The following is a 24,817-nucleotide window of genomic DNA, read 5'->3' on the forward strand; positions in this document are numbered from 1 at the left end:
TGAACATTTGGGTACAAAGAGGACTGTTGGGGGAAACGGGTGTCATGCGGGGGTGCTTCGGTGGGGTGCGCCGGCCCTTCGGGTGGGGCCCGCGGGGTGCGGCTCGTGCGTCAGACGCGGATGACCTGGGGCCCCAGCAGGGAGTAGCGGTGGGCCTCGGCCGCGGGGAGCAGGGTGCTCGTCACGATCGCCTCCAGGGCGCCGACCTCCGCGAACCGGCAGAAGCTGACGGCGCCGAACTTGGTGTGCACACCCGCGAACACCGTGCGCCGCGCGGCCCGGATCGCCTGCGCCTTGACCTCGCTGACGGCCGGGTCGGGTGTGGTGAGGCCGTGTTCGCGGGAGATGCCGTTGGCGCCGATGTACGCCAGGTCGACGACGAAGCCGGCCAGCATCTTCGTCGTCCAGTGGTCGACGGTGGCGAGGGTGCCGGAGCGGACCCGGCCGCCGAGCAGCAGGACGGACACGGTGTCGGTCTCGGCGAGCGCGCCCGCGACGGGCAGGGACGCGGTGACCACGGTCAGCGGCCGGTCCCGGGGGAGTGCCTCGGCGATGAGCTGCGGGGTGAAGCCCTCGTCGACGAAGACCGTCTCGGCGTCCCCGAGCAGATCGGCTGCGGCGGCCGCGATCCGGCGTTTCTCGGGGACGTGGCTGGTGGCACGGAAGGCGAGCGTCGTCTCGAAACCGGCGCTCTCCACGGGGTAGGCGCCGCCGTGGGTGCGGCGGAGCAGACCATGTTCCTCCAGGACGCGCAGGTCCCGGCGTACGGTCTCCTTGGCCACGCCCAGTTCGGCGGCGAGGGCGGTGACATCGACGGAGCCGGCGCTCCGCGCGGCCAGCACGATCTCGCGCTGGCGTTCTTCCGCCGTCCTCGTGCTCATGCCGCCACCTGCCTTCCGCTGCTGCCGCCCGTTCGGGCCCGATGGGGCCCGTGGGGGAATTTCTACAGCGGGGTCGCGGCACTGACCAGGTCTGTTGCGGGTTCGATGCTGCCCGTTTACGCCCGTTCGACGCGGGGCGTGCCCGCCGCGGACCTGCGTCGGCGGTGATCGGCGCGTGAGAGCGGGCAGCGATCGTGCCCGAACAGGGGGGCGGGCGGGCCCGTTCGGTGCCCGCCCGCCCTCTCGCGACGACTCCTTCCGGTCAGTACGGCCAGATCGGCGGGTCCGTCACGAAGTGGCCGCCGAGGCAGGCGTGCGCCTCGTTGTCCGGGTCCAGCTCGCCCTGCTCGGCGATGAGCTTCTCGGCCCATGGCTCGGAGTCGTCCTGCGGCTCGTAGCCGAGTGCCCGGGCGGTGGTGAGGTCCCACCACAGCCGGGTGTTGGCGGAGGAGCCGTGAACGACGGTGTGGCCGACGCGCTCGGCGGTCAGGGCCGCGTGGAGGAGGCGGGCGCCGTCGGCGGGGCTCATCCACACCGAGAGCATGCGCACGCTGGTCGGTTCGGGGAAGCAGGAGCCGATCCGCACCGAGACCGTCTCCAGGCCGTGCTTGTCCCAGTAGAACTGCGCGAGGTCCTCGCCGAAGCACTTGGACAGGCCGTAGAAGGTGTCGGGGCGGCGGGGGGTGTCGACCGGGATCAGGGGGTCGTGGCCCTGGGGGCGCGGGGTGTAGCCGACCGCGTGGTTGGAGGAGGCGAAGACCATCCGGCCGACGCCTTCCTCTCGGGCGGCCTCGTAGAGGTGGTAGGTGCCCTCGATGTTCGCCTTGAGGATCTTCTCGAAGGAGGCTTCCAGGGAGATGCCCGCGAGGTGGATGATCGCGTCGACGCCCCGGACCGCCTCGCGCACGGCGTCCTTGTCGGCGAGGTCGGCCGTGATCGCGTCGGGTGCGCCCTCGACCGGGCGCATGTCCAGCAGGCGCAGGTCGTAGCCGTAGGCCGGGAGCAGGTCCCGCATCAGCGTGCCGAGGCCGCCGGCGGCGCCGGTGAGCAGGACGGTACGGGGAGCGGGCATCCGCGGTCTCCTTGATCGCCAACGGTGCACATGAGCGCACAGCATTCATATGCGTGGACACGCTAAGGAGCCGGGGCGGAGCCCGTCAAGTAGGGCACGGAAGAGGTGAATCCGCTGGTGCGTCGCGGGTTCGTGTGCTTGACCGGCCCCGAGTGGGCACCTTAGCGTGGACTCGTTCAGAAATATAGACGCCAATCATGAATATGGAACCGGGAGAGCTCGTGACGTCAGCCCCTCTCGCCGCTCGACTCAACATCCCCAGCGGGCCGCTGTTCTTCCCGGTCACCGCCTACGGCACCGACGGCTCCGTGGACCTCGGCACCTACCGCACGCATGTCCGGCGCGGGGTGGAGGCCGGAGCCGCCGCCGTGTTCGCCTGCTGCGGCACCGGCGAGTTCCACGCGCTCACGCCCGAGGAGTTCGAGGCGTGCGTACGGGTCGCCGTCGAGGCGGCCGAGGGGCGCGTGCCGGTCGTCGCGGGCGCCGGATACGGCACGGCGCTCGCCGTGCGCTACGCGCGGCTCGCCGAGGCGGCCGGGGCGGACGGGCTGCTCGCCATGCCGCCGTACCTCGTCGTCGCCGCGCAGGAGGGCCTGCTGCGGCACTACCGGGAGGTGGCCGCAGCGACCGCCCTGCCGGTCATCGTCTACCAGCGGGACAACGCCGTCTTCACCCCCGAGAGCGTCGTCGAACTCGCCCGCACGGACGGGATCATCGGCCTCAAGGACGGGCTCGGCGACCTCGACCTCATGCAGCGCGTCGTCAGCGCCGTCCGCTCCGAGAGCCCCGGCGACTTCCTGTACTTCAACGGCCTGCCGACCGCCGAGCAGACCCAGCTCGCCTACCGCGCCCTCGGCGTCACGCTCTACTCCTCCGCCGTGTTCTGCTTCGCGCCGGAGATCGCCCTCGCCTTCCACCAGGCACTCCGCGACGGCGACGACCGCGTGGTGGAGAAGCTGCTGGACGGCTTCTACCGGCCGTTCGTCGAACTGCGCGCCCGGGGCCGCGGCTACGCCGTCGCCCTCGTCAAGGCGGGCGTACGGCTGCGCGGACTGGACGTGGGGGAGGTCCGGCCCCCGCTGCACGAGCCGGCCGAGGATCATGTCAAGCAGCTCGCCGAAGTGATCGAGCGTGGCTACGCGCTGCTTGAGGAGGCCAAGTGAGGGCATCGGCATTCGTCTACCCCTGGGACGTCAACGGAGATCCGGAGGCGCCCGCGCGGATCGCCGCGCTCGGCGTGGAGCAGGTGACGCTGGCCGCCGCCTACCACTCCACGCGCGCCCTCACGCCCCGCCACCCGCGCCACCGCGTCGTCACCGCCGAGCACGCCGCCGTGCTGTATCCGGCGGACGCCCGCTGGGACGGGCGGCAGCTGCGCCCTTACGCGGCCGGTGACTGGGCCCCCGGTGACGCCTTCGGCGAGGCCGCCGCCGCCCTCACGGACGCCGGCCTGGAGGTGCACACCTGGGTCGTCCTCGCGCACAACTCCCGGCTGGGCGCCGAGCACCCGGACACCTCGGTCGTCAACGCCTACGGCGACCGCTACCCCTGGGCGCCGTGCATCGCCCAGCCCGCCACGCGCGCGTACCTGACCGACCTGGCGGCCGAGGCGGCCGTACGGCCCGGGGCGCGCGGCACCGAGCTGGAGTCCCTCGGCTGGTACGGCCTGCAGCATCTGCACGCCCACGACAAGACCGGCGGTGTCGGCCTCGGGGACGCCGGGCAGTACCTGATGGCGCTGTGCTTCTGCCCGTCCTGCCGGGAGGGCTACGGACGGCACGGCCTGGACGCCGACGAGCTGGCCGCCGCCGTACGGACCGCGCTGGAGCCGGTGTGGCAGGGGGTGGCGCCCTCCGACGGAGGCTGGACGGGCATCGAGAAGCTCCTCGGCGAGACGCTCGCGAACACCACGCGCGCGTGGCGCGACGCGACCGCCCGCACGCTCCAGGAGGCGGCCGTGGCGGCGGTCCGGGCGGCGGCGCCCGAGGGCTTCCAGGTGCTGCTGCACGCGGACCCGGTATCGTACCACGTCGGCGCCAACCCGGGGGTCGACCCGGCGCACATCCTGTCCGTCGCGGACGGGGTGGTCGTGCCCTGCGCGGGCGGCACCGGCAGCCTGGCGCCGTTCGCGCGGGAAGGCCGTGAGAACGCCGTCATCGCCGCCAACTTCACCGTCGTCTCCGGCATGGGCGGCAGCCCCGGTACCCTCGCTGCCGACGCGGCCGAGGCCCGTCGGCTCGGCGCCACCGAACTGCGGCTGTATCACGCCGGATTGGCGTCCGACGGCGACCTGGAGACCGTCCGCTCCGCTCTCGCCGGGCGCTGACCCAGCGCGGCCGCCGTCACCAGCAGGGCCGCGCCCAGGGCCACCAGCACCAGCCGGTGGCTCACCAGCTCGACCAGGGCCGCCCCGGCGGCCAGCCCGGCCACGTTCGGGGCGTAGACCAGCGTGTTGGCGGTGGCGGTGACCCGGCCCAGCAGCAGGCCCGGCGTCTCGCGCTGCACGGACGTCAGCGTGGCGATCAGCACGGCGGGCAGTCCCGCGCCGATCGCCGCGCTGCTCACCAGCGTCACCGGGTCGGACGGCACCGCCCGCAGGGCCACCGCGACGGCCAGCAGGGCGATGCCGTACACCGCGAAGCGCCGCGCGCCCAGGTGGCGCAGGGCGGTGCCGGAGAGCAGGCCGACCGCGACCGACCCGGCGCCCTGCACGGCGTACAGCACACCGGCGTACGCGGGGGAGTGCCCGAGGCCGTCGACCACGGCGTAGACCATCGCGCCGTTGAGGCCCGCGCACAGCATGGTGGCGCCGCCCGCCAGGACCAGGGGGCGCAGCACGGGGTGTGCCCACAGGTGGCGGGCGCCCTCGGCGGTCCGCTGCCGACGGCTGCCGGTGGGCGGCGCGGGCTTCTCCTCCCGCACCCGCAGCGCCGTGTACAGGCAGGCGGCCAGCAGGAACGTGGCCGCGTCCAGGAGGGCGACGCCCGCGCCGCCGTACACCGCGTACAGGCCCGCGCCCGCCAGCGGGGCCAGGAGTTTCATGCCCTCGGCGGCCGTCATGCGCAGACCGTTGAAGTCGCCGAGCAGGGACGGGCCGACGGCGGTCGCGACCAGGGCCGACTCGGCCGCGTCGTGGACGACGCCCGCGGCGCCGTATACGAACAGCACGGCGTAGAGCAGCCAGAGATCACCCGGGCCGTCGACGGCCACGAGGGCGAGCAGGAGGGCGCCCAGCAGCAGGTTCGCGCCGATCAGCAGCGGTTTGCGGCGGACCCGGTCGGCGGGGATGCCCAGCAGCGGTCCGGCCAGAGTCGGCAGCCACATGGCGAGCAGGCACAGCGCGGCCAGGCCGTCCGAGCCGGTGAGGTCCTTGACCCACACTCCGGAGGCCAGCCACAGCGCCGACGTGCCGAAGCCGGAGACCACCACTCCGGAGAGACAGAGCCCCGCGGTGCGGTCGCGCAGGACACGCACCACGGGCCAGGTCGTCGAGGTCGTCATGCCTGGTCATCGTGGCGCTAAGGCCCGTGAGCAAGGATCGGGAAGATGCCGTAGGAAACGGGCGGCCGGGCGATGAGTTCCGCGGTCGCCGTCGGTCTGCCTTCCAGGTACCCGAACCAGGAGGAACAGCGGATGACCGACACCAACCCGGCCCTCGACCTCGGACCGCAGACGGCGGTCCTGGCGCGCCTGGCCGAAGGCGTCACCGACGAGCGACTGGCGGACCCGACACCCTGCCCGGAGTACGCGGTGCGCCACCTGCTCGGCCACCTGGTGGGACTGACCGTCGCCTTCCGTGACGCCGGCCGCAAGGACCTGGGCGTCACCACCGACACCAGCCCGGACTTCGCGCTCCCGGACATCGGGCCGGGCTGGCGCGAGGAGCTGCCCAAGGTCCTCGCCGAACTGGCCGAGGCCTGGCGCGACCCGGCCGCCTGGACCGGCATGACCCGGGCCGGGGGCGTGGACCTGCCCGGCGAGGTCGCCGGACTCGTCGCCACCGACGAGCTGGTGATCCACGGCTGGGACCTGGCCCGCGCGACGGGCCAGGTGTACACCCCCGATCCGGCCGCGCTCCAGGTCTGCCACGGCTTCCTCGCCGCCGCGGTCGACGACCCCGGCCGGGGTGACATCTTCGGCCCCGTCGTCCCCGTCGGGCCGGACGCGTCCGTGCTGGACCGGGCGGTGGGACTGAGCGGGCGGGATCCGGGGTGGACGCCCAGGCCGTAGAAAGCGATTGCTACTTCCTGCGTCAGAAGCATTGACGAAACAAACGCGCCCTCTTACCGTCATCGCGTCGTACTTCGTACGTCATATATGAGACGCGATACGCGAGATCCGATACGCGATCCCCAGGGACGCGAGATCCGAGAGGCGCACATGACCTCTGTGCCCACGCCGATCCCCTCCCGCACGCAGTACGTGCTGGAGGGGATCAAACACCGCATCCTCACCGGGCAGTTGACGCCGGGCCAGGCGCTGGTCGAGACCGAGCTGGCCGCGCAGTTCGGGGTGTCGAAGACCCCGGTGCGCGAGGCGCTCAAGACCCTCGCCGGGACCGGGCTGGTCGTGATGAGCCAGTACAAGGGCGTCACGGTGCGCATGGTGGACGCGGACATGGCGCGCGAGGTCTACGACGTGCGGCTGCTGCTGGAGCCCGAGGCGCTGAAGCGCGCCGTGCGGCGCGGGGCCTCCCTGGACGCCGCCCGCGACGCGCTGACCCGGGCCGATGTCGCCACCGACACCGCCGAACGCTCCCTCGCCAACCGGGAGTTCCACCGCGCCCTGTACCTGCCGTGCGGCAACCCGCTGCTCGGCCGGATGCTCGACGAGGTCCGCGACCAGGCCGCCCTCGTCTCCGCCGTCGCGTGGGCCGCCTCGCCCTCCTGGGAGCGGGAGGCCGACGAGCACCGCGAGATCCTCCGGCTCGCCCTCGACGGCGACGCCGACGGCGCGGCGCGCGCCCTGCACTCCCACATCGCGTCCTTCGTGCAGCGTGCTTTCCCCCAGGCAGGACTGGAACAGGAAGGTCAGGAATGAGCAGCGTGGCGTTCGAGACCCAGCGGGCGGCCCTGGCCGACGTCGTGGCGATCCCGGTGACCCCGTTCGCCGAGGACGGCTCCGTCGAGCAGGACACCTACCGGGCCCTGCTGCGCCGTCTGCTCGACGGCGGCATCACGACCCTCACCCCGAACGGCAACACCGGCGAGTTCTACGCCCTGACCCCCGAAGAGCGCCGTCTCGTCACGGAGATGACGATCGACGAGGCCGGGGAGCGGGCCGTCGTCCTGGTCGGTGTCGGGCACGACATCCCGACCGCCGTCGCCTCCGCCCGGCACGCCCGGGACCTCGGCGCCCGGATGGTGATGGTCCACCAGCCCGTCCACCCGTACGTCTCCCAGGCCGGGTGGGTCGACTACCACCGCGCCGTCGCCGAGGCCGTGCCCGAGCTGGGCGTCGTCCCCTACATCCGCAACGCGCAGCTCACCGGCGCCCGCCTCGCCGAACTCGCCGACGCCTGCCCGAACGTCGTCGGCGTGAAGTACGCCGTCCCGGACGCCGCCAGGTTCGCGGCCTTCGCCCGGGACGCAGGACTGGAACGGTTCGTGTGGGTGGCCGGCCTCGCCGAGCCCTACGCGCCCTCCTACTTCTCCGCGGGCGCCACCGGCTTCACCTCCGGGCTCGTCAACGTCGCCCCGGCCGTCTCCCTGAACATGCTCGAGGCGCTGCGCTCCGGCGACTACCCGGCCGCCATGAAGGTCTGGGAGCAGATCCGCCGCTTCGAGGACCTGCGCGCCGACAGCGGCTCCGCCAACAACGTCACCGTCGTCAAGGAGGCCCTCGCCTCCCTCGGGCTGTGCCGCCGCGAGGTCCGCCCGCCGAGCAGGCCGCTGCCCGAGAGCGAGCGGGCCGAGGTCGCCGCCATCGCCGCCGGGTGGTCGATATGAGCACACCGAGGAAGCGTCCGGAGGACCTGCGCAGCCACCAGTGGTACGGCACCGAAGGGCTGCGTACCTTCAGCCACCGCGCCCGCACCCGCCAGCTCGGCTACCTGCCCGAGGAGCACCTCGGCAAGCCCGTCATCGCCATCCTCAACACCTGGTCGGACATCAACCCCTGCCACGTGCACCTCAGGGACCGGGCCCAGGCGGTCAAGCGCGGTGTCTGGCAGGCGGGCGGTTTCCCGCTGGAGTTCCCGGTCTCGACCCTGAGTGAGACCTTCCAGAAGCCGACCCCCATGCTCTACCGCAACATGCTCGCCATGGAGACCGAGGAACTGCTGCGGTCGTACCCGGTCGACGGGGCCGTGCTGATGGGCGGCTGCGACAAGTCCACGCCCGCCCTGCTCATGGGCGCGGCGAGCGCGGACCTGCCGGCGGTGTTCGTGCCGGCCGGGCCCATGCTGCCGGGCCACTGGCGAGGCGAGGTCCTCGGTTCCGGCACCGACATGTGGAAGTACTGGGACGACAAGCGGGCCGGTGTCATCGGCGACTGCGAGATGCAGGAGCTGGAGAGCGGCCTGGCCCGCTCGCCCGGCCACTGCATGACGATGGGCACGGCCTCCACCCTGACCGCCGCCGCCGAGGCGCTCGGCGTCACGGTCCCGGGCGCCTCCAGCATCCCGGCCGTCGACTCCGGGCACGACCGGATGGCCGCCAGGGCGGGTATGACGATCGTCGAACTGGTCCACCGGGACCGGAAGCTGAGCGACATCCTCACCGCCGACGCCTTCCACGACGCCGTGACGACCGTGCTCGGCCTCGGCGGCTCCACCAACGCCGTGATCCACCTGATCGCCATGGCCGGCCGCGTGGGCGTCCGGCTCACCCTCGACGACTTCGACCGCGTCGCCCGCACGGTGCCGGTGCTGGCCAACGTACGGCCCGGCGGACAGACGTACCTGATGGAGGACTTCCACTTCGCGGGCGGCCTGCCCGGGTTCCTCTCCCGGATCACGGACCTGCTCCACCTGGACCGGCCGACCGTCGCGTACGACACGCTGCGGGAGCAGCTCGCCGGCGCGCAGGTGCACAACGACGACGTCATCCGGACCCGGGACAACCCGGTCGCCGCCGAGGGCGGGGTCGCGGTGCTGCGCGGCAACCTCTGCCCGGACGGCGCCGTCATCAAGCACATCTCCGCCGAGCAGCACCTGCTCAAGCACACCGGACCCGCCGTCGTCTTCGACGACTACAAGACGATGCAGCGGACCATCAACGACCCCGCGCTCGGCATCACCCCCGACCACGTGCTCGTGCTGCGGGGCGCCGGCCCCAAGGGCGGCCCGGGGATGCCCGAGTACGGGATGCTGCCGCTGCCCGACTACCTGCTCAAGCAGGGCGTCCGGGACATGGTCCGCATCTCCGACGCCCGGATGAGCGGCACGAGTTACGGCGCCTGTGTGCTGCACGTCGCTCCCGAGTCGCATGTGGGCGGACCGCTCGCCCTCGTGCGCACCGGCGACTCCATCACCCTCGACGTCGCGGCCCGCACCCTCCATCTCCATGTGGACGACGCGGAGCTGGACCGGCGCAGGGCGGACTGGACGCCCCCGCCCACCCGCTACGAGCGCGGTTACGGCGCGCTCTACAACGAGCAGATCACGCAGGCCGACACCGGCTGCGACTTCGAGTTCCTGGCTCGTCCAGGCACGGTGCGGGACCCGTACGCGGGCTGAACCACCGCACCGCCCAGGTACCTCAGCACGACCCGGCACGACCCGGCACAGCAAGAAAGCGCTTCCCGCGCACGCACGACGTACTGAGAACGGAGAACAGTCATGGCCCAAGCCGCAGCCGTGGCGAAACCGCCCGCGCCACCGAGGCGGCGCCGTGCCTCCGCCACCCCGCGCAGGCTCCCCTACCTGCTGATCGCACCGGCCGCCCTGCTCATGCTGGGCTTCATCGCCTACCCGGTCATCAGCGTCTTCTACTACAGCCTGCAGAACTACAACCCCACCAAGCCCTGGCGGAACGGATTCGCGGGCTTCGACAACTTCGTCCGCATCTTCACCGACGACCCGCTGTTCTGGGACAGTCTCGTCTTCAGCGCCAAGTGGGTCTTCGTCGAAGTCGGCCTGCAACTGCTGTTCGGCCTCGCCCTGGCCCTCATCGTCAACCAGACCTTCGTCGGGCGGGGCCTGGGACGCGCCATGGTCTTCTCCCCCTGGGCCGTCTCCGGTGTGCTGACCTCCGCGATCTGGGTGCTGCTCTACAACTCCCAGACCGGCATCACCCGTTACCTCGCGGACCTGGGCATCGGCTCCTACGGCACCAGCTGGCTGTCCGACACCTCGACCGTGTTCCCGGCGGCCATCGTCGCCGACCTGTGGCGCGGCGTGCCCTTCTTCGCGATCCTGATCCTCGCCGACCTCCAGTCCGTCTCGAAGGACCTCTACGAGGCCGCCGAGGTCGACGGGGCCAGCCGGATCAAGCAGTTCTGGCACATCACGCTGCCCCATCTGAAGGACGCCATCATCCTGTCCACGCTGCTGCGCGCGGTCTGGGAGTTCAACAACGTCGACCTGCTCTACACGCTGACCGGCGGTGGACCAGCGGGTGTCACCACGACGCTGCCGCTCTACGTCGCCAGCACCAGCGTCGAGTCCCACAACTTCGGCTACGCGTCGGCCCTGACCACGGTCGCGTTCGTGATCCTGCTCTTCTGCTCGATCGTCTATCTGCGGATGAGCAAGTTCGGAGGCGAGAACAAGTGAGCACCAAGGTGGCCACCAAGGCCGCGCCCGCCCCCGCACCCGTCACCCCCGAACCGCCGCGGCCGGTGGGCACGTCCCGCCGCGCCTGGGACGAGGCGCCCCGCTGGCAGATCTACCTGCCCCTGGGCATCTACCTCGTCTTCACGCTGATCCCGTTCTACTGGATCCTGCTGTTCTCGCTGCGCCCGGCCGGCTCCACCTCGCTGGTGCCCTGGCCGATGACCTTCGACCACTTCGAGAAGGTGTGGACGGAGCGCAGCTTCGGCGTCTACTTCCAGAACAGCGTGCTCGTCGGCGTCGCCACGCTGGTGATGACGACCCTGGTCGCGCTGGCCGGCGGCTACGCACTCGCCCGGTTCAACTTCAAGGTCAAGCAGCTCTTCATGCTGGCCCTGCTGTGCTCCCAGTTCGTGCCGGGCGCGCTGCTGCTGGTCCCGCTGTTCGAGATCTTCGCCGAGCTGCAGATGATCAACTCGCTGGCCAGCGTCATCATCGCCGAGACCGTCTTCCAGCTGCCGCTGTCGATGATCCTGATCAGCAACTTCATCAAGAACGTGCCGTACTCCCTGGAGGAGGCCGCCTGGGTCGACGGCTGCAACCGGTTCAAGGCCTTCCGGATCGTCGTCCTGCCGCTGCTGCGGCCCGGCCTGATCGCCGTCGGTTCCTTCGCCTTCGTGCACTCCTGGAACCACTTCCTGTTCGCCCTGATGTTCCTCAACAACCAGCACAAGCAGACCATCCCGGTCGGCCTCAACACCCTGATGGGCGCGGACAGCGTCGACCTCGGCGCCCTCGCCGCCGGCGGCATCATCGCGGCCGTGCCCGTGGTGCTCGTGTTCGCCTTCATCCAGAAGTGGCTGATCACCGGGTTCAGCGCGGGGGCGGTGAAGGGATGAGAGCACGTCACCTCGCCGTGGCCGCCGGCCTGCTGGGGCTGCTGTGCGTCCCCGCGCACGCCGAGGCCCGGGACATCAGCCGCGACACCCTGCCCACGCACGACGGCTGGGCGGCGGCCGGGGGCGGCACCACCGGAGGTGCCGCGGCCGACGACGCGCACGTCCACACCGTGACCGACCGCGCCGGACTGGTCCGCGCCCTGGACGGCGGCAGCGACACCCCGAAGATCATCAAGATCGCCGGGACCGTCGACGCCAACACCGACGACGACGGCGACCGCCTGGACTGCGCCGACTACGCCACCGACGGCTACGGCCTGAAGAAGTACCTCGCCGCCTACGACCCCCGCACCTGGGGCCCGGCGGGGCCCAGCGGCCCGCAGGAGGAGGCCCGCCAGGCGTCGGCGGCCCGGCAGGCCGAGCGGATCGTGCTGCCCGTCGGCTCCAACACCACGATCGTCGGACTGGGCTCCCGAGCGGTGCTCAAGGGCGCGAGCCTCCAGGTCAAGAACGCGCACAACGTGATCATCCGTAATCTCGACCTGCGCGACGCCTACGACTGCTTCCCCGTCTGGCAGCCCAACACCGGCGGCCTCGGCGACTGGAAGACCGCCTACGACAACATCTGGCTGCGCGGCGCCACGCACGTCTGGATCGACCACGTCACGCTCTCCGACCAGGGGCACCCGGACGACAGGGAACCCACCTACTTCGGCCGCAACTACCTGCGCCACGACGGCCTGCTGGACATCACCAACGGCTCCGACCTCGTCACCGTCTCCTGGAGCCGCTTCGCCGGCCACGACAAGGCCATGCTCATCGGCAACAGCGACTCGGCGACGAGCGACCGGGGCAAACTCCGGGTCACCCTGCACCACAACGAGTTCACGTCGGTCGTCCAGCGCGCCCCGCGGGTCCGCTTCGGCCAGGTGCACCTCTACAACAACCGGTACGTCGTCCCCGACGGCGCGCCCTACCGCTACTCCCTCGGCGTGGGCACCGAGTCCGCCCTCTACGCCGAGAACAACGCCTTCACCACGCCCGGCCACGTCGAGGCGGCCGACCTGGTCAAGAGCTGGAACGGCAGCGCCCTGCACCAGAGCGGCACCCTCTTCAACGGCTATCCGGTCGACCTGCTCGCGATCCACAACGCCTACAACTCGGGCAGCGAGCGCGACCTGACCGCCGACGTGGGCTGGACACCGGCCCTGCACACGAAGATCGACAGCGCCGCGTCGGCCGACCGAGCGGTGGCCCGCGGCGCGGGAGCGGGGAGGATCCCATGAGCACACCCCTGCCCGTCGTCCTCGCCGGCGCCCGCGGCCACGGCCGCTGGCACGTGGAGAACATCCGCCGGCTCGAGCGCGAGGGACTGGTCCGGCTCGCGGGCATCTGCGAGCTGACCCCGCTGACCGAGGACGAGTTCGGCGGCGAACTCCCCGAGCAGTCGGCCGACTTCGGCGCACTGCTGGAGTCCACCGGCGCCCGGATCGCGGTGATCTGCACGCCGATCCCGACGCACACCGACCTCGCGCTGACGGCCGCGCGGGGGGGTGTCCACATCCTCCTGGAGAAGCCGCCCGCGCCCTCCTACGCCGAGTACCGACGCATGGCCGACGGGGTCGCCGAGGCCGGTGTCGCCTGCCAGATCGGGTTCCAGTCGCTGGGCTCGCACGCCCTGCCCGCCATCCGCGAACTGATAGCCCAGGGCGCCATCGGCGAACTCGTCGGGCTCGGCGGAGCCGGTGCCTGGGTGCGCGACGAGGCCTACTTCCGCCGGGCGCCCTGGGCGGGCAAGCGGCGGATGAACGGCGCCGACGTGATCGACGGGGCGCTGACCAACCCCCTCGCCCACGCCGTCGCCACCGCCCTCGCCCTCGGCGGCAGCACCCGCGCCGAGGACGTCACCGCCATCGAGACCGAACTGCTGCGCGCCAACGCCATCGAGTCCGACGACACCTCCTGCGTCCGCGTCACCACCGCGCAGGGCCACCCGGTCACCGTCGCCGCGACCCTGTGCGCCGAGCGGCCCGACGAGCCGTACGTCCTGGTGCACGGCAGCAGCGGCCGGATCACCTTCTGGTACAAGCAGGACCGGGCGCTGCTCCAGCGCGCGGGCCACGGCCCGCAGGAGTACGAGTACGGCCGCACCGACCTGCTGGAGAACCTCGTCGCGCACCTCACCACCGGCGCCGGCCTGCTGGTCACCCCGGACGGGACCGGCGCCTTCATGAAGGTCGTGGAGGCGATCCGGCAGGCCCCCGACCCGGCCCCGCTGCCCGACACCGCCTGGCACCGGATCCCCGGCGAGAACCGCAGGGTCGTGCCCGGCATCGACGGACTGGTCGCGGCCGCCGCCGACACCCTCTCCCTGTACTCCGAGCTGGGTGCCCCCTGGACGCTCCCGCCCGCCCGCCGGAAAGAGGTGAGCACCCGATGACCACCGACACCGCGGTCCTGCGCGTCGCGGGCCGGCCCGTCGGCCGGTACGTCACCCGGCCCGAGCTCCCCGCGCGCCTGTCCCCGCGCCCGTACCTGCACCCCGTCACCACCCTGGCCGGCACGGCCGTGACCGAGCTCGGCCCGGCCGACCACGCACACCACCTCGGCGTCGGTGTCGCCGTTCCCGACGTCGAGGGGTACAACTTCTGGGGCGGGCGCACCTTCGTCCGCGACCAGGGCCCGACCGAGCTGGACAACCACGGCTCCCAGCGGCACTCCGCCTTCCAGCTGCGCGACCCCGACGGCTTCGTGGAGGAGCTGCGCTGGGTGGCCGCGCCGGGCGAGCTGCTGCGTGAACGCCGCACGGTCGCGGCCACCGGACTCACCGACCACGCCTGGGCGCTGGACCTGACCTTCTCCCTCACCAACGTCACCCCGCACCCGCTGTCCATCGGCAGCCCCGCCACCAACGGGCGCCCGGGCGCGGCCTACGGCGGCTTCTTCTGGCGGGCCCGCAAGGAATCCGCGGCCCCGGACGTCTTCACCGCCGACACCGAGGGCGAGGCCCAGGTCCACGGACGGCGCGCCGACTGGCTCGCCCTGGCCGGCTCCACCTGGACGCTGGTCTTCGCCGGGGCCACCGGACAGACCCGGCGGGACCCGTGGTTCGTACGCACCGAGGAGTACCCGGGTGTGGGCTCCTCCCTCGCGCACGACGAACGGCTGCCGATCCCGTCCGGTGACACCGTCGTACGCCGCGTCGTCACCGTCGTCGCCGACGGCCGCCTCGACCGGGACGCGGCCGCGTCCCTCGTCCGCAAGGCGGCGAGCCCGTGAGCGCCGAGCAGACCGACGTCACGTACCGCAACCCGGTCCTGGACGCCGACTGGTCCGACCCGGACGTCGTGCGCGTCGGCGACGACTTCTACCTGACCGCCTCCAGCTTCGGCCGCGTCCCCGGCCTGCCGCTGCTGCACTCCCGCGACCTGGTCAACTGGACCCTGGTCGGCCACGCTCTCGAACGCCTGGAACCGGCGGGCGAGTTCAGGGCACCGCGCCACGACTGCGGCGTCTGGGCGCCCTCGTTGAGATACCACGACGACCGCTTCTGGATCTTCTGGGGCGACCCCGACCAGGGCATCTTCCAGGTCAACGCCCCGGCGGTCCGGGGCCCGTGGACCCGCCCGCACCTGGTCAAGTCGGGCCGGGGCCTGATCGACCCGTGCCCCCTGTGGGACGACGAGACCGGCGAGGCGTACCTCGTGCACGCCTGGGCCAAGTCCCGCTCCGGTGTCAAGAACCGCCTCACCGGCCACCGTATGCGCCCCGACGGCACCGAGCTCCTCGACGAGGGCAAGGTGATCGTCGACGGCGACCGCATCCCCGGCTGGTTCACCCTCGAAGGGCCCAAGCTCTACCGGCACGACGGCTGGTTCTGGATCCTGGCGCCCGCCGGGGGAGTGGAGACCGGCTGGCAGGGCGCCCTCCGCTCGCGCGGCTTCTTCGGGCCGTACGAGGAGAGAATCGTCCTGGAGCAGAAGGACACCGACGTCAACGGCCCCCACCAGGGCGGCTGGGTGCGCACCCCGTCCGGCGAGGACTGGTTCCTGCACTTCCAGCAGCGCGGTGCCTACGGCCGGGTCGTGCACCTCCAGCCGATGCGCTGGACTGCGGACGGCTGGCCCGTGCTCGGCCACGAGGGCGCCCCCGTGGCCGTGCACCCACGGCCCGATCTGCCGGCGCAGCCGCCCGCCGCGCCCGCCACCGACGACGACTTCCCCGGCGGACGCTTCGGCCGCCAGTGGCAGTGGACCGCCAACCCCCAGGACGGCTGGGCCACCCAGCACTCCGGCGACGGGCTCCGGCTGACCTGCGTCCGCTCGGCCGACGCGCATGACCTGCGCAAACTGCCGCACATCCTCACTCAGCGGCTGCCCGGAACGCCCTGCGTGGTCGAGGTGGACCTCTGTCTCAACAGCGAGGAACCGGGCGCGCGGGCCGGACTCGCGGTCCTCGGTGACGCGTTCGGCTGGATCGGTCTCCAGCGCGGCGCGGACGGGACCGTGCATCTGGTGCACCGGTTCGCCGAGGCGGTCGCGGAGAAGGAACGTGACGCCGCGCACCCCCGGGAGGCGCCCGAGGGCCGGGCCCGGCTGCGCATCGAGATCGGCGCCGGGGCGCGCTGCCGCTTCTCCTGCGACGTCGGGGACGGCTTACGGCCCTCCGGCCCGGTCTTCGCCGCCACCCCGTGGCGCTGGGTCGGCGCCCTGCTCGGCCTGTTCGCCCTCGCGCCCGCCGACCCCGGACACGCAGGCGCCGCCACCTTCACGCAGTTCCGGATCAGAACCCTGTAACCCGTCACCACCCCGCCTGTTGGGAGCCGCAATGACGCACCTCCGAAGCAAGCGCTTGCCGGGATCCGGCAGAACCATGGCCGCCGTGTTCGGCCTGGTCGCCGCCCTGGCCCTGGGGGCGGTGGGGGAGGCGAAAGCCGCCGCCCCCGCCGCGGACACGGCGCGGACCACGCCGGCCATCACGACCGCCGACCGCTTCACCGACCGGCCGCACGGTTTCGCCGCCCTCGCCGGCGGCACCACCGGAGGCGCGGGCGGCAAGGTCGTCACGGTCACCGACCAGGCCTCGCTGGCCCGATACGCGGCGGCCGAGGAACCGTACGTCATCCGCGTCAAGGGCTCGATCGCCGTCGAGCCCTTCGGCTCGAACATCGTGGTGGCGTCCGACAAGACCATCATCGGCGTCGGCGACACCGGCGAGATCGTCCACGGCGAGCTGCACCTCAAACCCGGCACCCACAACGTCATCATCCGCAACCTGACGATCCGGGACTCCTACGTCGAGGGCGACTGGGACGGCAAGACCACCGACTTCGACGCCATCCAGATGGACTCCGTCCACCACGTCTGGATCGACCACAACCGCTTCACGCGCATGGGCGACGGGCTGCTCGACGTGCGCAAGGACAGCGAGTACATCACCGTCTCGTACAACGAGTTCGCCGACCACAACAAGGCGTTCGGCATCGGCTGGACGGACAACGCCAAGACGCAGATCACCATCGACCACAACTGGTTCACGGGGACGAAGCAGCGCAACCCGTCCGCCGACAACTGTGCCTACGCGCACCTGTACAACAACTACTTCTCCCGTCAGGTGGCCGACGGCGACCCGCAGTGGACGTACGGCAGCTGGGCGCGCGGCAGGACCGAGATGGTCATCGAGAACAGCTACTACGACGGCGTCCAGCACCCCCACCAGGCCGATGCCACGGCCGAGCTGGTGCAGCGCGGCTCGATCCTGAGGAACACCACGGGGCGGCACGACACCCGGGGTGACGCCTTCGACCCACGGGCGTTCTACGACTACCGCCTCGACCCGGCCGCGGCCGTCCCCGCGCTGGTCAAGCGCTTCTCCGGCCCGCAGAAGAGGATCGGCGACGCGGTGACGCTGCACGTCCGGGCGGCGTACCCGACCGTGCAGTCGGCCGTGGACGCCGTGCCGTCCGGCAACGACGTGCCCGTGACCATCGCGGTCGCGCCCGGCACGTACCGCGAGAAGGTGCTCGTTCCCGCGGACAAGCCGAAGATCGTGCTGCGGGGGACTGGACAGGACCGCTCGGACACGGTCATCGTCTACGACACACCCGCCGAGTACGGCGGCTCCACCGGGAGCGCGACCGTCCGGATCGCCGCGAGCGACGTCACCGCACGCAACCTCACCTTCAGCAACGACTTCGACGAGGCCGCGCACGAGCTGAAGGGCGAGCAGGCGCTGGCGATGAAGACGACCGGCGACCGGATCGTCTTCGAGGACACCGCCTTCCTGGGCAACCAGGACACCCTGATGACCGACAGCCCCAGGCTGACCACCGTCAGCCGGGTCTACATCCGCGACTCGTACATCGAGGGCGACGTCGACTTCATCTACGGGCGGGCCACCACCGTCATCGAGCGGTCGGTGATCCGGGCGCTGAGCCGGGGATCGGCGACGAACAACGGCTACATCACCGCCGCCTCGACCTGGAAGGACAACCCGTACGGGTTCCTGATCACCCGGTCGGAGATCGTCAGCGACGCGCCCGCCGGATCGTTCCACCTGGGGCGGCCCTGGCACCCGGGCGGCCAGCCGGACGCCATCGCCCAGGTACTGATCCGGGACACGAAGCTGCCCGCCGCGATCAAGGCCGCGCCGTGGACCGACATGAGCGGCTTCTCCTGGCGGGACGCGCGGTTCGCCGAGTACGGCAACTACGGGCCCGGCGCGGCCGAGACCGGAACCGAGGACCGGCCGCACCTGAGTGACGCCGAGGCACGGTCGTACACCGTCGCCCGCTACCTGAACGGGTCGGACGGCTGGGCGCCGTACGACCGGCACTGACACTCCCACACCCCCACACCCGCACATCTCCGTTGGATCCAGAAGAAGAGAGCCGACCAATGAAGATCAGCAATCGCAGCACCAGTACGGGAAGGCGCCGGACGTCGGCCGCCGTCGCTCTGGGGGCCGTGCTCGCCCTGACCGCCACCGCCTGCGGTGACGACGGCAGCGGTGGGGGTGACGGAGCCGAGGGCAGTGGCACCGGGAAGATCGTCTTCTGGGACAACAACGGCGGTGTCCGCACCGACATCTGGAAGGAGATCATCGCCGACTTCGAGAAGGCGAACACGGACATCAAGGTCGAGTACGTCGGGATCCCCTCCACCGAGGTGCAGTCGAAGTACGACACCGCCATCCAGGGCGGCGGCCTGCCCGACGTCGGCGGTGTCGGCGCGGCCATGCTCGCGGGCATCGCGGCGCAGGACGCGCTGGAGCCGCTGGAGGACCGGCTGGCCAAGTCCTCCCTCAATGGCAAGCTCAACGAGGGCATGGTCGAGTCGGTCAAGGTGGCCGGCGGCTCCGACGACAACATGTTCACGATCCCGACCTCCGCGAACAACGGCACCCTCTACTACCGCACCGACCTGTTCGACAAGGCGGGCCTGGACGCGCCCACGACCTGGGACGCGTTCTACGAGGCCGCCGAGAAGCTCACCGCCGTCAAGAAGAACGAGTTCGGTTACACCATCCGCGGCGGCGCGGGCTCCATCGCGCAGGCGCTGGACGCCATGTACGGGCAGTCCGGCATCACGTCCTTCTGGGACGCCGGCGGTGAGAAGACCACGCTCAACGACCCGAAGAACGTCGAAGCGCTGGAGAAGTACGCCGGCCTGTACAAGAAGTACACGCCGGCCGCCGACCTCAACAACGACTTCACCAAGATGGTCGCCCAGTGGGACTCCGGCACCATCGGGATGCTGAACCACAACCTGGGCTCCTACCAGGACCACGTGAAGGCGCTCGGCACCGACAAGTTCCGCGGCATCCCGCAGCCGACCGGCCCCGGCGGCAAGCGCGTCCAGGTCTCCAACCCCGTCGACGGTCTCGGGCTGTTCAAGAGCTCCAAGAACAAGGAGGCCGCCTGGAAGTTCATCGAGTTCGCCGCCTCGCACGAGTCCAACTCCAAGTGGAACGAGTCGGCCGGCGCCATCCCGTCCCACAAGGACGCCGCCAAGGACGCCTGGATCTCCAAGGCCGAGCCGACCAAGCTCGCCGCCGAGGCCCTCAACGACGGCTCCACCAGCATCGTCCAGCTGCCGTACTACCTGCCGGACTGGAACACCATCTCCAAGGCCGACAACGAGGCCGGCTTCCAGAAGGTCCTGCTCGGCGACATGAGCGCCAAGGACTTCCTGGACAAGATGGCCGAGCAGCTCAACGAGGCCCAGAAGGAATGGAACGAGCAGAAGGGCTGATCCCGGCCCGCTGATCCCCCCACGCCCCAACCGGACAGGGGCGGCGGTGGACACCCATCGCGCCCCGCCGCCGGCCCCACCCCTCAACCCCTCCACCCCCCCCACCCCACCCCCCACAACCCTCCACACCCGAAGTAAGAGGCACTGCCGAAAGCCCCGAAACACCGCCCTGAAAGGCCGCCCCCATGTCTCTCACCCGCAGACAGGTCGCCGCCGCGGCGCTCATCGCCGCCATCCCCGTCGCCGCCGCCGCGTCCCCCGCGCACGCCACCGCCTCCTCCTACGGCGGCGCCCCGCGCACCCGCACCCTCTACATCGCCGGCGACTCCACCGCCGCCCAGAAGTACGCCGACGCCGCCCCCGAGACCGGCTGGGGCATGGCACTGCCGTTCTTCCTCCACGAGCCCCTCAAGGTCTCCAACCACGCCGTGAACGGCCGCAGTTCGAAGAGCTTCATCGACGAGGGCCGCCTCGACGCCATTCTCGACGCCATCCGGCCCGGCGACCTCCTGCTGATCCAGTTCGGCCACAACGACGCCAAGTCCGACGACCCCGCCCGCTACACCGAGCCCTGGACGACGTACCAGGATTACCTGCGGCGATACATCGCCGGCGCCCGTGCACGCGGCGCGCGCCCCGTGCTGGCCACGTCCGTGGAGCGCCGCAGATTCGACGCGAACGGCAACGCCCGGTCCAGCCACGGCGAGTACCCCGCGGCGATGCGGGCGCTCGCCCAGGCGGAGGGCGTGGCGCTGCTCGACATCCAGGCCCTGTCCATCGCGCTGTGGCAGGAACTCGGGGTCGAGGAGACGAAGAAGTACTTCAACTGGACCGAGACCGAGCAGGACAACACGCACTTCAACCCGCCCGGCGCGATCGCCGTGGCGCGGCTGGTGGTGCGGGAACTGCTGCGCATCCGGGTGCTGGCACCGCGGGACGTGCGCCGGCTGGACGACGACATCCCGGAGTCCTGGATCACCTGGCCCCAGTCCGCCGCCTGACCCCACCCCGTCCTGTACTAGGAGAGCCGCACCATGAACACACGCGACTGGCATGGGCATGCCGCAGCAAGAGCCGCCGCGCTCGTCGGATGCACCGCCCTGGTGCTGTCCCTGACCGGCGCCACCGCCCAGGCGGGCGGCCGGGACCTCGGCCGTGAGGTACTCGCCGCGAAGGACGGCTGGGCCTCTCAGGGGACGGGCACGACGGGCGGCTCGGCCGCCGACGCCGAGCACGTCCACACCGTCACCACCTGGGAGGAGTTCAAGGCCGCCCTGAAGGCCGGCGGTGACGCCCCGAAGATCATCAAGGTCAAGGGGATGATCGACGCCGTGGCCCAGGGCTGCGAGGCCTTCGAGGCCGAGGGCTACGACTTCCAGCAGTACCTCGCCGACTACGACCCCGCCGTCTGGGGCCACGACACCCCGGTCAGCGGGGAGCAGGAGGACCTGCGGGACGCGTCCTCGGACAACCAGGGCAAGGCCGTCAGGGTGAGCGTCCCCTCCAACACCACCATCGTGGGCGTCGGGGAGAACTCCGGGATCCTCGGCGGCAGCCTGCAGATCAAGGGCGTGCACAACGTCATCCTGCGCAACCTCACCATCGAGGCCCCGATCGACTGCTTCCCGCAGTGGGACCCGACCGACGACAACGGAACCGGCGCCTGGAACTCCGAGTACGACGGCGTCGTCGTCTACGGCTCCACCCATGTGTGGGTCGACCACAACACCCTCACCGACGGCCGCCACCCCGACAGCTCCCTGCCGAAGTACCTCGGCAAGGTCTACCAGCAGCACGACGGGCTGCTCGACATCGTGCGCGGCTCCAACCACGTGACCGTGTCCTGGAACTCCTTCAAGAACCACGACAAGACCATGCTGATCGGCAACAGCGACAGCGCCGCCGCGGACGACGCCGGCAAGCTCAAGGTCACCCTGCACCACAACCGCTTCGAGGGCATCGTCGAGCGTGCGCCCCGCGTGCGGTTCGGGCAGGTCGACTCGTACAACAACCACTTCGTGGTGACCAAGGACCAGCCGTTCGGCTACGTCTTCGGCATCGGCATCGAATCGCGGCTGCACGCCACGGACAACGCCTTCTCGCTGGCGAAGGGCGTCAGCACGGCCAAGATCCTGAAGAAGTGGAAGGAGGCACCGCTGACCGCCGAGAACAACTACGTCAACGGCAGGCTCACCGACCTGATCGCCGTGCACAACGCGGAGATCCCCGAGGAGACGCTGCAGTCCGGCGCCGGCTGGAAGCCGACCCTGCGCACCCAGGTCCACTCGCCGCGGGCGATCCCGTGGCTCGTCGACCACTTCGCGGGCGCCGGCCGCCTGCGCTGACGTCACCCGCACGCCCCGGGCCGGGGCGGACCGCCCCGGCCCCCACCCCCCACCCCCCACGCGAGGAACCACCGCCCGAGCCGCACCCCCAAGGAGCACCCGCATGTCCTCGCCCCACCCCCACCCCCACCCCCGGCCCTCCCTGCCCAGAAGGGGAATCCTGCTCGCGGGCGCCGGTGCCGCGGCCGCGCTCGTCGTCGGGGCGGCCGCCCCCGCCCAGGCCCGGCCGCGTCCCTTCGGCCGGTACGGTTCGCCGGACGCCCGCCGCACCCCGCAGACCCTGTACGTCGACCCGCACGGCCGCGGCGACTTCACCTCCGTCCAGGCCGCCGTGACCGCCGCCGGAGGCAGCGGCTGGACCCTCGTCATCGCGCCGGGCACCTACCGGGAGACGGTCTCCGTCGACCGCTCCCGCACGGAGATGACCTGGCTCGGCGCCGGAGACGGTCCGCGTGACGTCGTCATCGTCTACGACAACGCGGCCGGCACCCCGAAGCCGGACGGCTCGGGCACCTACGGCACCACCGGCTCGGCCACCACCACCGTCCGGGCCGACGGCTTCACCGCCCACCGGATCACCTTCGCCAACGACTTCCTGCGCGAGGAGCACCCCGAGATCACCGGCACCCAGGCCGTCGCCATCAAGGTGCAGGGCGACCGCTCGGCCTTCCACCACTGCCGCTTCCTCGGCCACCAGGACACCCTGTACGCCGACTCCAACGCGGCGAGCCTCTTCGCCCGCCAGTTCTTCTCGCACTGCTACGTCGAGGGCGACGTCGACTTCGTCTTCGGCCGGGCCTCGGCCGTCTTCGAGCACTGCCACTTCCGCACCCTGAACCGCACCGACCTGTCCAAGGCCCCGTACGGCTTCGTCTTCGCCCCCTCCACGGAGCGCGCCAACCCGCACGGCTACCTCGTGACGCGCGGCCACGTCAGCAGCGAGGCTCCGGGCGGCTACTACAAACTGGCCCGCCCCTGGGTGCCCAGCTCCAGCACCACCGTCCGCCCGATGCTCACGGTGCGCGACACCTGGCTGGGCCCGGGCATCGACGCGGTCGCGCCCTACGCCAACATGCGCGACGCACACCCATGGCAGGACCAGCGCTTCGCCGAGTACCGCAACACCGGCCCGGGCGCCGTCGTCACCGTCCCGGAGAACCGGCCCCACCTCACCGACGAGCAGGCCCAGTCGGCGACCCGCGCCACCTGGCTCGGCGACTGGCAGCCACCGAAGGCGTGCTGAGATGCGCCGACGCGCACTCCTGCTCACCGGCGTCGCCGGCGGCCTGACCGCCGCCGGCACCCGGCCCGCCTCCGCCGCGCCGCGCCACCGCGTCCTGCCCGTCCGCCCCGGCTGCCCGGTCCAGGCAGCCGTGGACGCCGCCGGCGGGCCGACCCTGCCGACCTGTACGACCACCGCGCCTTGACGTCCCCTCAGCGGTCGAGCGGGTACGTACTGCGGCACGCCGGAACGGGGAGGCCGTATGGGTGCCCATGAGCCGCTGGGCCGGCGGACGTTCGTGGTCGGGGCGAGCACGGCGCTGCTGGCCGGGGGAGCGGTGAGCGGGGCGGAGGCCGCGGTCGTGGACGGCCCGCTGCCCGATTTCCACCCGGCGCTGAAGGACGCCCTGACCTTCCCGCTCGCCTGGGGCCGCTCCCCGATCCGAGACTTCCGCGCCTGGCGGCGCGCCGCCCGGGCCACGGTCGAGGGGCACCTCCTCGTGGAGCGACAGGACGGGACGCCCTACGCACCGGAGTTCGGCGCCCGTGCCCAGGCAGAGGGCTACACAAGGGAGTTGGTCACCCTCTCCCTCACCCGCCACGAGCGCGTGCGCGGCGCCCTGCTCACCCCGCACGGCCGCGGCCCCTTTCCCGCCGTGCTGCTGCTGCACGACCACGGCGCCAGGTTCGACATCGGGAAGGAGAAACTCGTCCGGCCCTGGTACGACGACACGCGGCTCGCCTCCGCGCGGGCGTGGGCGGAGAAGTACTTCAGCGGGCGGTTCGTCGGCGACGAACTGGCCCGGCGGGGCTATGTGGTGCTGTGCCTGGACGCGCTCGGCTGGGGCGACCGCGGGCCCCTCGCCTACGAGCAGCAGCAGGCCCTCGCGAGCAACTTCTACCACCTCGGCTCCTCACTCGCCGGGCTGATGGCCCGCGAGGACCAGCGGGCGGCGGCGTTCCTGGCGGGCCTCGACCGCGTGGACGGGCGCCGGGTCGCGGCCGCCGGGTTCTCCATGGGCGCCTACCGCGCCTGGCAGACCGCCGCCCTCAGCGACGACATCGCCGCTGCCGTGAGCGTCTGCTGGATGACCGGGCTCAAGGAAATGATGGTGCCCGGCAACAACGCGCTGCGCGGGCAGTCGGCGTACTACATGCTCCACCCCGGGCTTCCCCGGTTCCTCGACTTCCCCGACGTGGCGGGCATCGCCGCACCCAGGCCGATGCTCTTCTTCAGCGGCGCTCTGGACACCCTCTTCCCCGCCGACGGCGTCCGGGTGGCCCACGACAAGCTGCGCGCCGTCTGGCGGTCACGCCACGCCGAGGAGCGGTTGCACCTCAAGACCTGGCCCGACCTCGGTCATGTCTTCGTCGACCGCATGCAGGACGAGGTCTTCACCTGGCTCGACTCCGCCCTGTGAACCGTCCCCCCCA

At 71.7% G+C, this 24,817-nt stretch carries 22 protein-coding genes; 19 read left to right on the forward strand and 3 right to left on the reverse strand.

Annotated elements, in window-relative coordinates; all coding sequences use genetic code 11:
• Positions 1-110: 110 nt before the first annotated feature.
• Together ACZ5TL_RS12360 and ACZ5TL_RS12365 are read right to left on the reverse strand one after the other, a co-directional pair.
• Positions 111-881 carry a DeoR/GlpR family DNA-binding transcription regulator gene (locus tag ACZ5TL_RS12360; protein ID WP_468589426.1) on the reverse strand — a complete coding sequence of 257 codons (771 nt, stop codon included), beginning with the start codon at positions 879-881 and terminating at the stop codon, positions 111-113.
• A 262-nt stretch (positions 882-1,143) separates the two neighbouring features.
• Positions 1,144-1,953, reverse strand: coding sequence for an NAD-dependent epimerase/dehydratase family protein (locus tag ACZ5TL_RS12365; protein WP_468589427.1), 810 nt, complete (start codon positions 1,951-1,953; stop codon positions 1,144-1,146).
• Between the two features lie 221 nt (positions 1,954-2,174).
• On the opposite strand from ACZ5TL_RS12365, the gene ACZ5TL_RS12370 reads away from it, so the two are divergent.
• Both ACZ5TL_RS12370 and ACZ5TL_RS12375 read left to right on the forward strand, forming a co-directional pair.
• The gene (locus ACZ5TL_RS12370; protein WP_468589428.1) at positions 2,175-3,116 is read left to right on the forward strand and encodes a 5-dehydro-4-deoxyglucarate dehydratase; all 942 of its coding nucleotides are present in this window, start codon (positions 2,175-2,177) and stop codon (positions 3,114-3,116) included.
• Positions 3,113-4,279, forward strand: a complete 1,167-nt coding sequence (locus ACZ5TL_RS12375; protein WP_468589429.1) for a hypothetical protein — start codon at positions 3,113-3,115, stop codon at positions 4,277-4,279. The genes ACZ5TL_RS12370 and ACZ5TL_RS12375 overlap by 4 nt, the downstream gene beginning before the upstream one ends.
• Here the strand turns inward: ACZ5TL_RS12375 and ACZ5TL_RS12380 are convergent.
• Positions 4,216-5,454 (reverse strand): MFS transporter, encoded by a 1,239-nt coding sequence (locus tag ACZ5TL_RS12380; protein WP_468589430.1) that lies wholly within the window; start codon positions 5,452-5,454, stop codon positions 4,216-4,218. The genes ACZ5TL_RS12375 and ACZ5TL_RS12380 overlap by 64 nt on opposite strands.
• A gap of 132 nt (positions 5,455-5,586) precedes the next feature.
• On the opposite strand from ACZ5TL_RS12380, the gene ACZ5TL_RS12385 reads away from it, so the two are divergent.
• From ACZ5TL_RS12385 to ACZ5TL_RS12465, 17 genes are all read left to right on the forward strand, one after another.
• The gene (locus ACZ5TL_RS12385; RefSeq protein ID WP_468589432.1) at positions 5,587-6,183 is read left to right on the forward strand and encodes a TIGR03086 family metal-binding protein; all 597 of its coding nucleotides are present in this window, start codon (positions 5,587-5,589) and stop codon (positions 6,181-6,183) included.
• 150 nt (positions 6,184-6,333) lie between these two features.
• Positions 6,334-6,993, forward strand: coding sequence for a GntR family transcriptional regulator (locus tag ACZ5TL_RS12390; protein WP_468589434.1), 660 nt, complete (start codon positions 6,334-6,336; stop codon positions 6,991-6,993).
• Positions 6,990-7,901 carry a dihydrodipicolinate synthase family protein gene (locus tag ACZ5TL_RS12395; RefSeq protein ID WP_468589436.1) on the forward strand — a complete coding sequence of 304 codons (912 nt, stop codon included), beginning with the start codon at positions 6,990-6,992 and terminating at the stop codon, positions 7,899-7,901. Before ACZ5TL_RS12390 ends, ACZ5TL_RS12395 begins: the two co-directional genes overlap by 4 nt.
• Positions 7,898-9,631 (forward strand): L-arabinonate dehydratase, encoded by a 1,734-nt coding sequence (gene araD, locus ACZ5TL_RS12400; RefSeq protein WP_468589438.1) that lies wholly within the window; start codon positions 7,898-7,900, stop codon positions 9,629-9,631. Before ACZ5TL_RS12395 ends, araD begins: the two co-directional genes overlap by 4 nt.
• A 102-nt stretch (positions 9,632-9,733) precedes the next feature.
• Positions 9,734-10,669 (forward strand): carbohydrate ABC transporter permease, encoded by a 936-nt coding sequence (locus ACZ5TL_RS12405; RefSeq protein ID WP_384156334.1) that lies wholly within the window; start codon positions 9,734-9,736, stop codon positions 10,667-10,669.
• On the forward strand, positions 10,666-11,565 hold the full coding sequence (locus ACZ5TL_RS12410; RefSeq protein ID WP_468589440.1) for a carbohydrate ABC transporter permease: 900 nt from the start codon (positions 10,666-10,668) through the stop codon (positions 11,563-11,565). Before ACZ5TL_RS12405 ends, ACZ5TL_RS12410 begins: the two co-directional genes overlap by 4 nt.
• The gene (locus tag ACZ5TL_RS12415; RefSeq protein WP_468589441.1) at positions 11,562-12,851 is read left to right on the forward strand and encodes a pectate lyase family protein; all 1,290 of its coding nucleotides are present in this window, start codon (positions 11,562-11,564) and stop codon (positions 12,849-12,851) included. The genes ACZ5TL_RS12410 and ACZ5TL_RS12415 overlap by 4 nt, the downstream gene beginning before the upstream one ends.
• The gene (locus ACZ5TL_RS12420; protein WP_468589442.1) at positions 12,848-14,005 is read left to right on the forward strand and encodes a Gfo/Idh/MocA family protein; all 1,158 of its coding nucleotides are present in this window, start codon (positions 12,848-12,850) and stop codon (positions 14,003-14,005) included. The genes ACZ5TL_RS12415 and ACZ5TL_RS12420 overlap by 4 nt, the downstream gene beginning before the upstream one ends.
• Positions 14,002-14,844 carry a DUF6807 domain-containing protein gene (locus tag ACZ5TL_RS12425; RefSeq protein ID WP_468589444.1) on the forward strand — a complete coding sequence of 281 codons (843 nt, stop codon included), beginning with the start codon at positions 14,002-14,004 and terminating at the stop codon, positions 14,842-14,844. The genes ACZ5TL_RS12420 and ACZ5TL_RS12425 overlap by 4 nt, the downstream gene beginning before the upstream one ends.
• Positions 14,841-16,361 carry a glycoside hydrolase family 43 protein gene (locus ACZ5TL_RS12430; protein ID WP_468589445.1) on the forward strand — a complete coding sequence of 507 codons (1,521 nt, stop codon included), beginning with the start codon at positions 14,841-14,843 and terminating at the stop codon, positions 16,359-16,361. Before ACZ5TL_RS12425 ends, ACZ5TL_RS12430 begins: the two co-directional genes overlap by 4 nt.
• 31 nt (positions 16,362-16,392) lie before the next feature.
• A complete protein-coding gene (locus ACZ5TL_RS12435; RefSeq protein ID WP_468589446.1) occupies positions 16,393-18,402 on the forward strand; it encodes a pectinesterase family protein in 2,010 nt (669 codons plus the stop codon).
• A gap of 59 nt (positions 18,403-18,461) precedes the next feature.
• A complete protein-coding gene (locus ACZ5TL_RS12440; protein ID WP_468589448.1) occupies positions 18,462-19,817 on the forward strand; it encodes an ABC transporter substrate-binding protein in 1,356 nt (451 codons plus the stop codon).
• Positions 19,818-20,002: 185 nt separating this feature from the next.
• Entirely contained in the window at positions 20,003-20,818 is an 816-nt protein-coding gene (locus ACZ5TL_RS12445; protein ID WP_468589449.1) for a rhamnogalacturonan acetylesterase, read from the forward strand.
• A gap of 33 nt (positions 20,819-20,851) precedes the next feature.
• A complete protein-coding gene (locus tag ACZ5TL_RS12450; protein ID WP_468589451.1) occupies positions 20,852-22,162 on the forward strand; it encodes a pectate lyase family protein in 1,311 nt (436 codons plus the stop codon).
• A gap of 103 nt (positions 22,163-22,265) precedes the next feature.
• Entirely contained in the window at positions 22,266-23,405 is a 1,140-nt protein-coding gene (locus ACZ5TL_RS12455; RefSeq protein WP_468589452.1) for a pectinesterase family protein, read from the forward strand.
• 1 nt (position 23,406) lies between these two features.
• Positions 23,407-23,589 carry a hypothetical protein gene (locus ACZ5TL_RS12460; RefSeq protein ID WP_468589453.1) on the forward strand — a complete coding sequence of 61 codons (183 nt, stop codon included), beginning with the start codon at positions 23,407-23,409 and terminating at the stop codon, positions 23,587-23,589.
• Between the two features lie 57 nt (positions 23,590-23,646).
• Positions 23,647-24,804, forward strand: a complete 1,158-nt coding sequence (locus ACZ5TL_RS12465) for a dienelactone hydrolase family protein (protein ID WP_468589454.1) — start codon at positions 23,647-23,649, stop codon at positions 24,802-24,804.
• Positions 24,805-24,817: the final 13 nt, after the last annotated feature.

Source organism: Streptomyces sp. NPDC033136, from assembly GCF_055578235.1.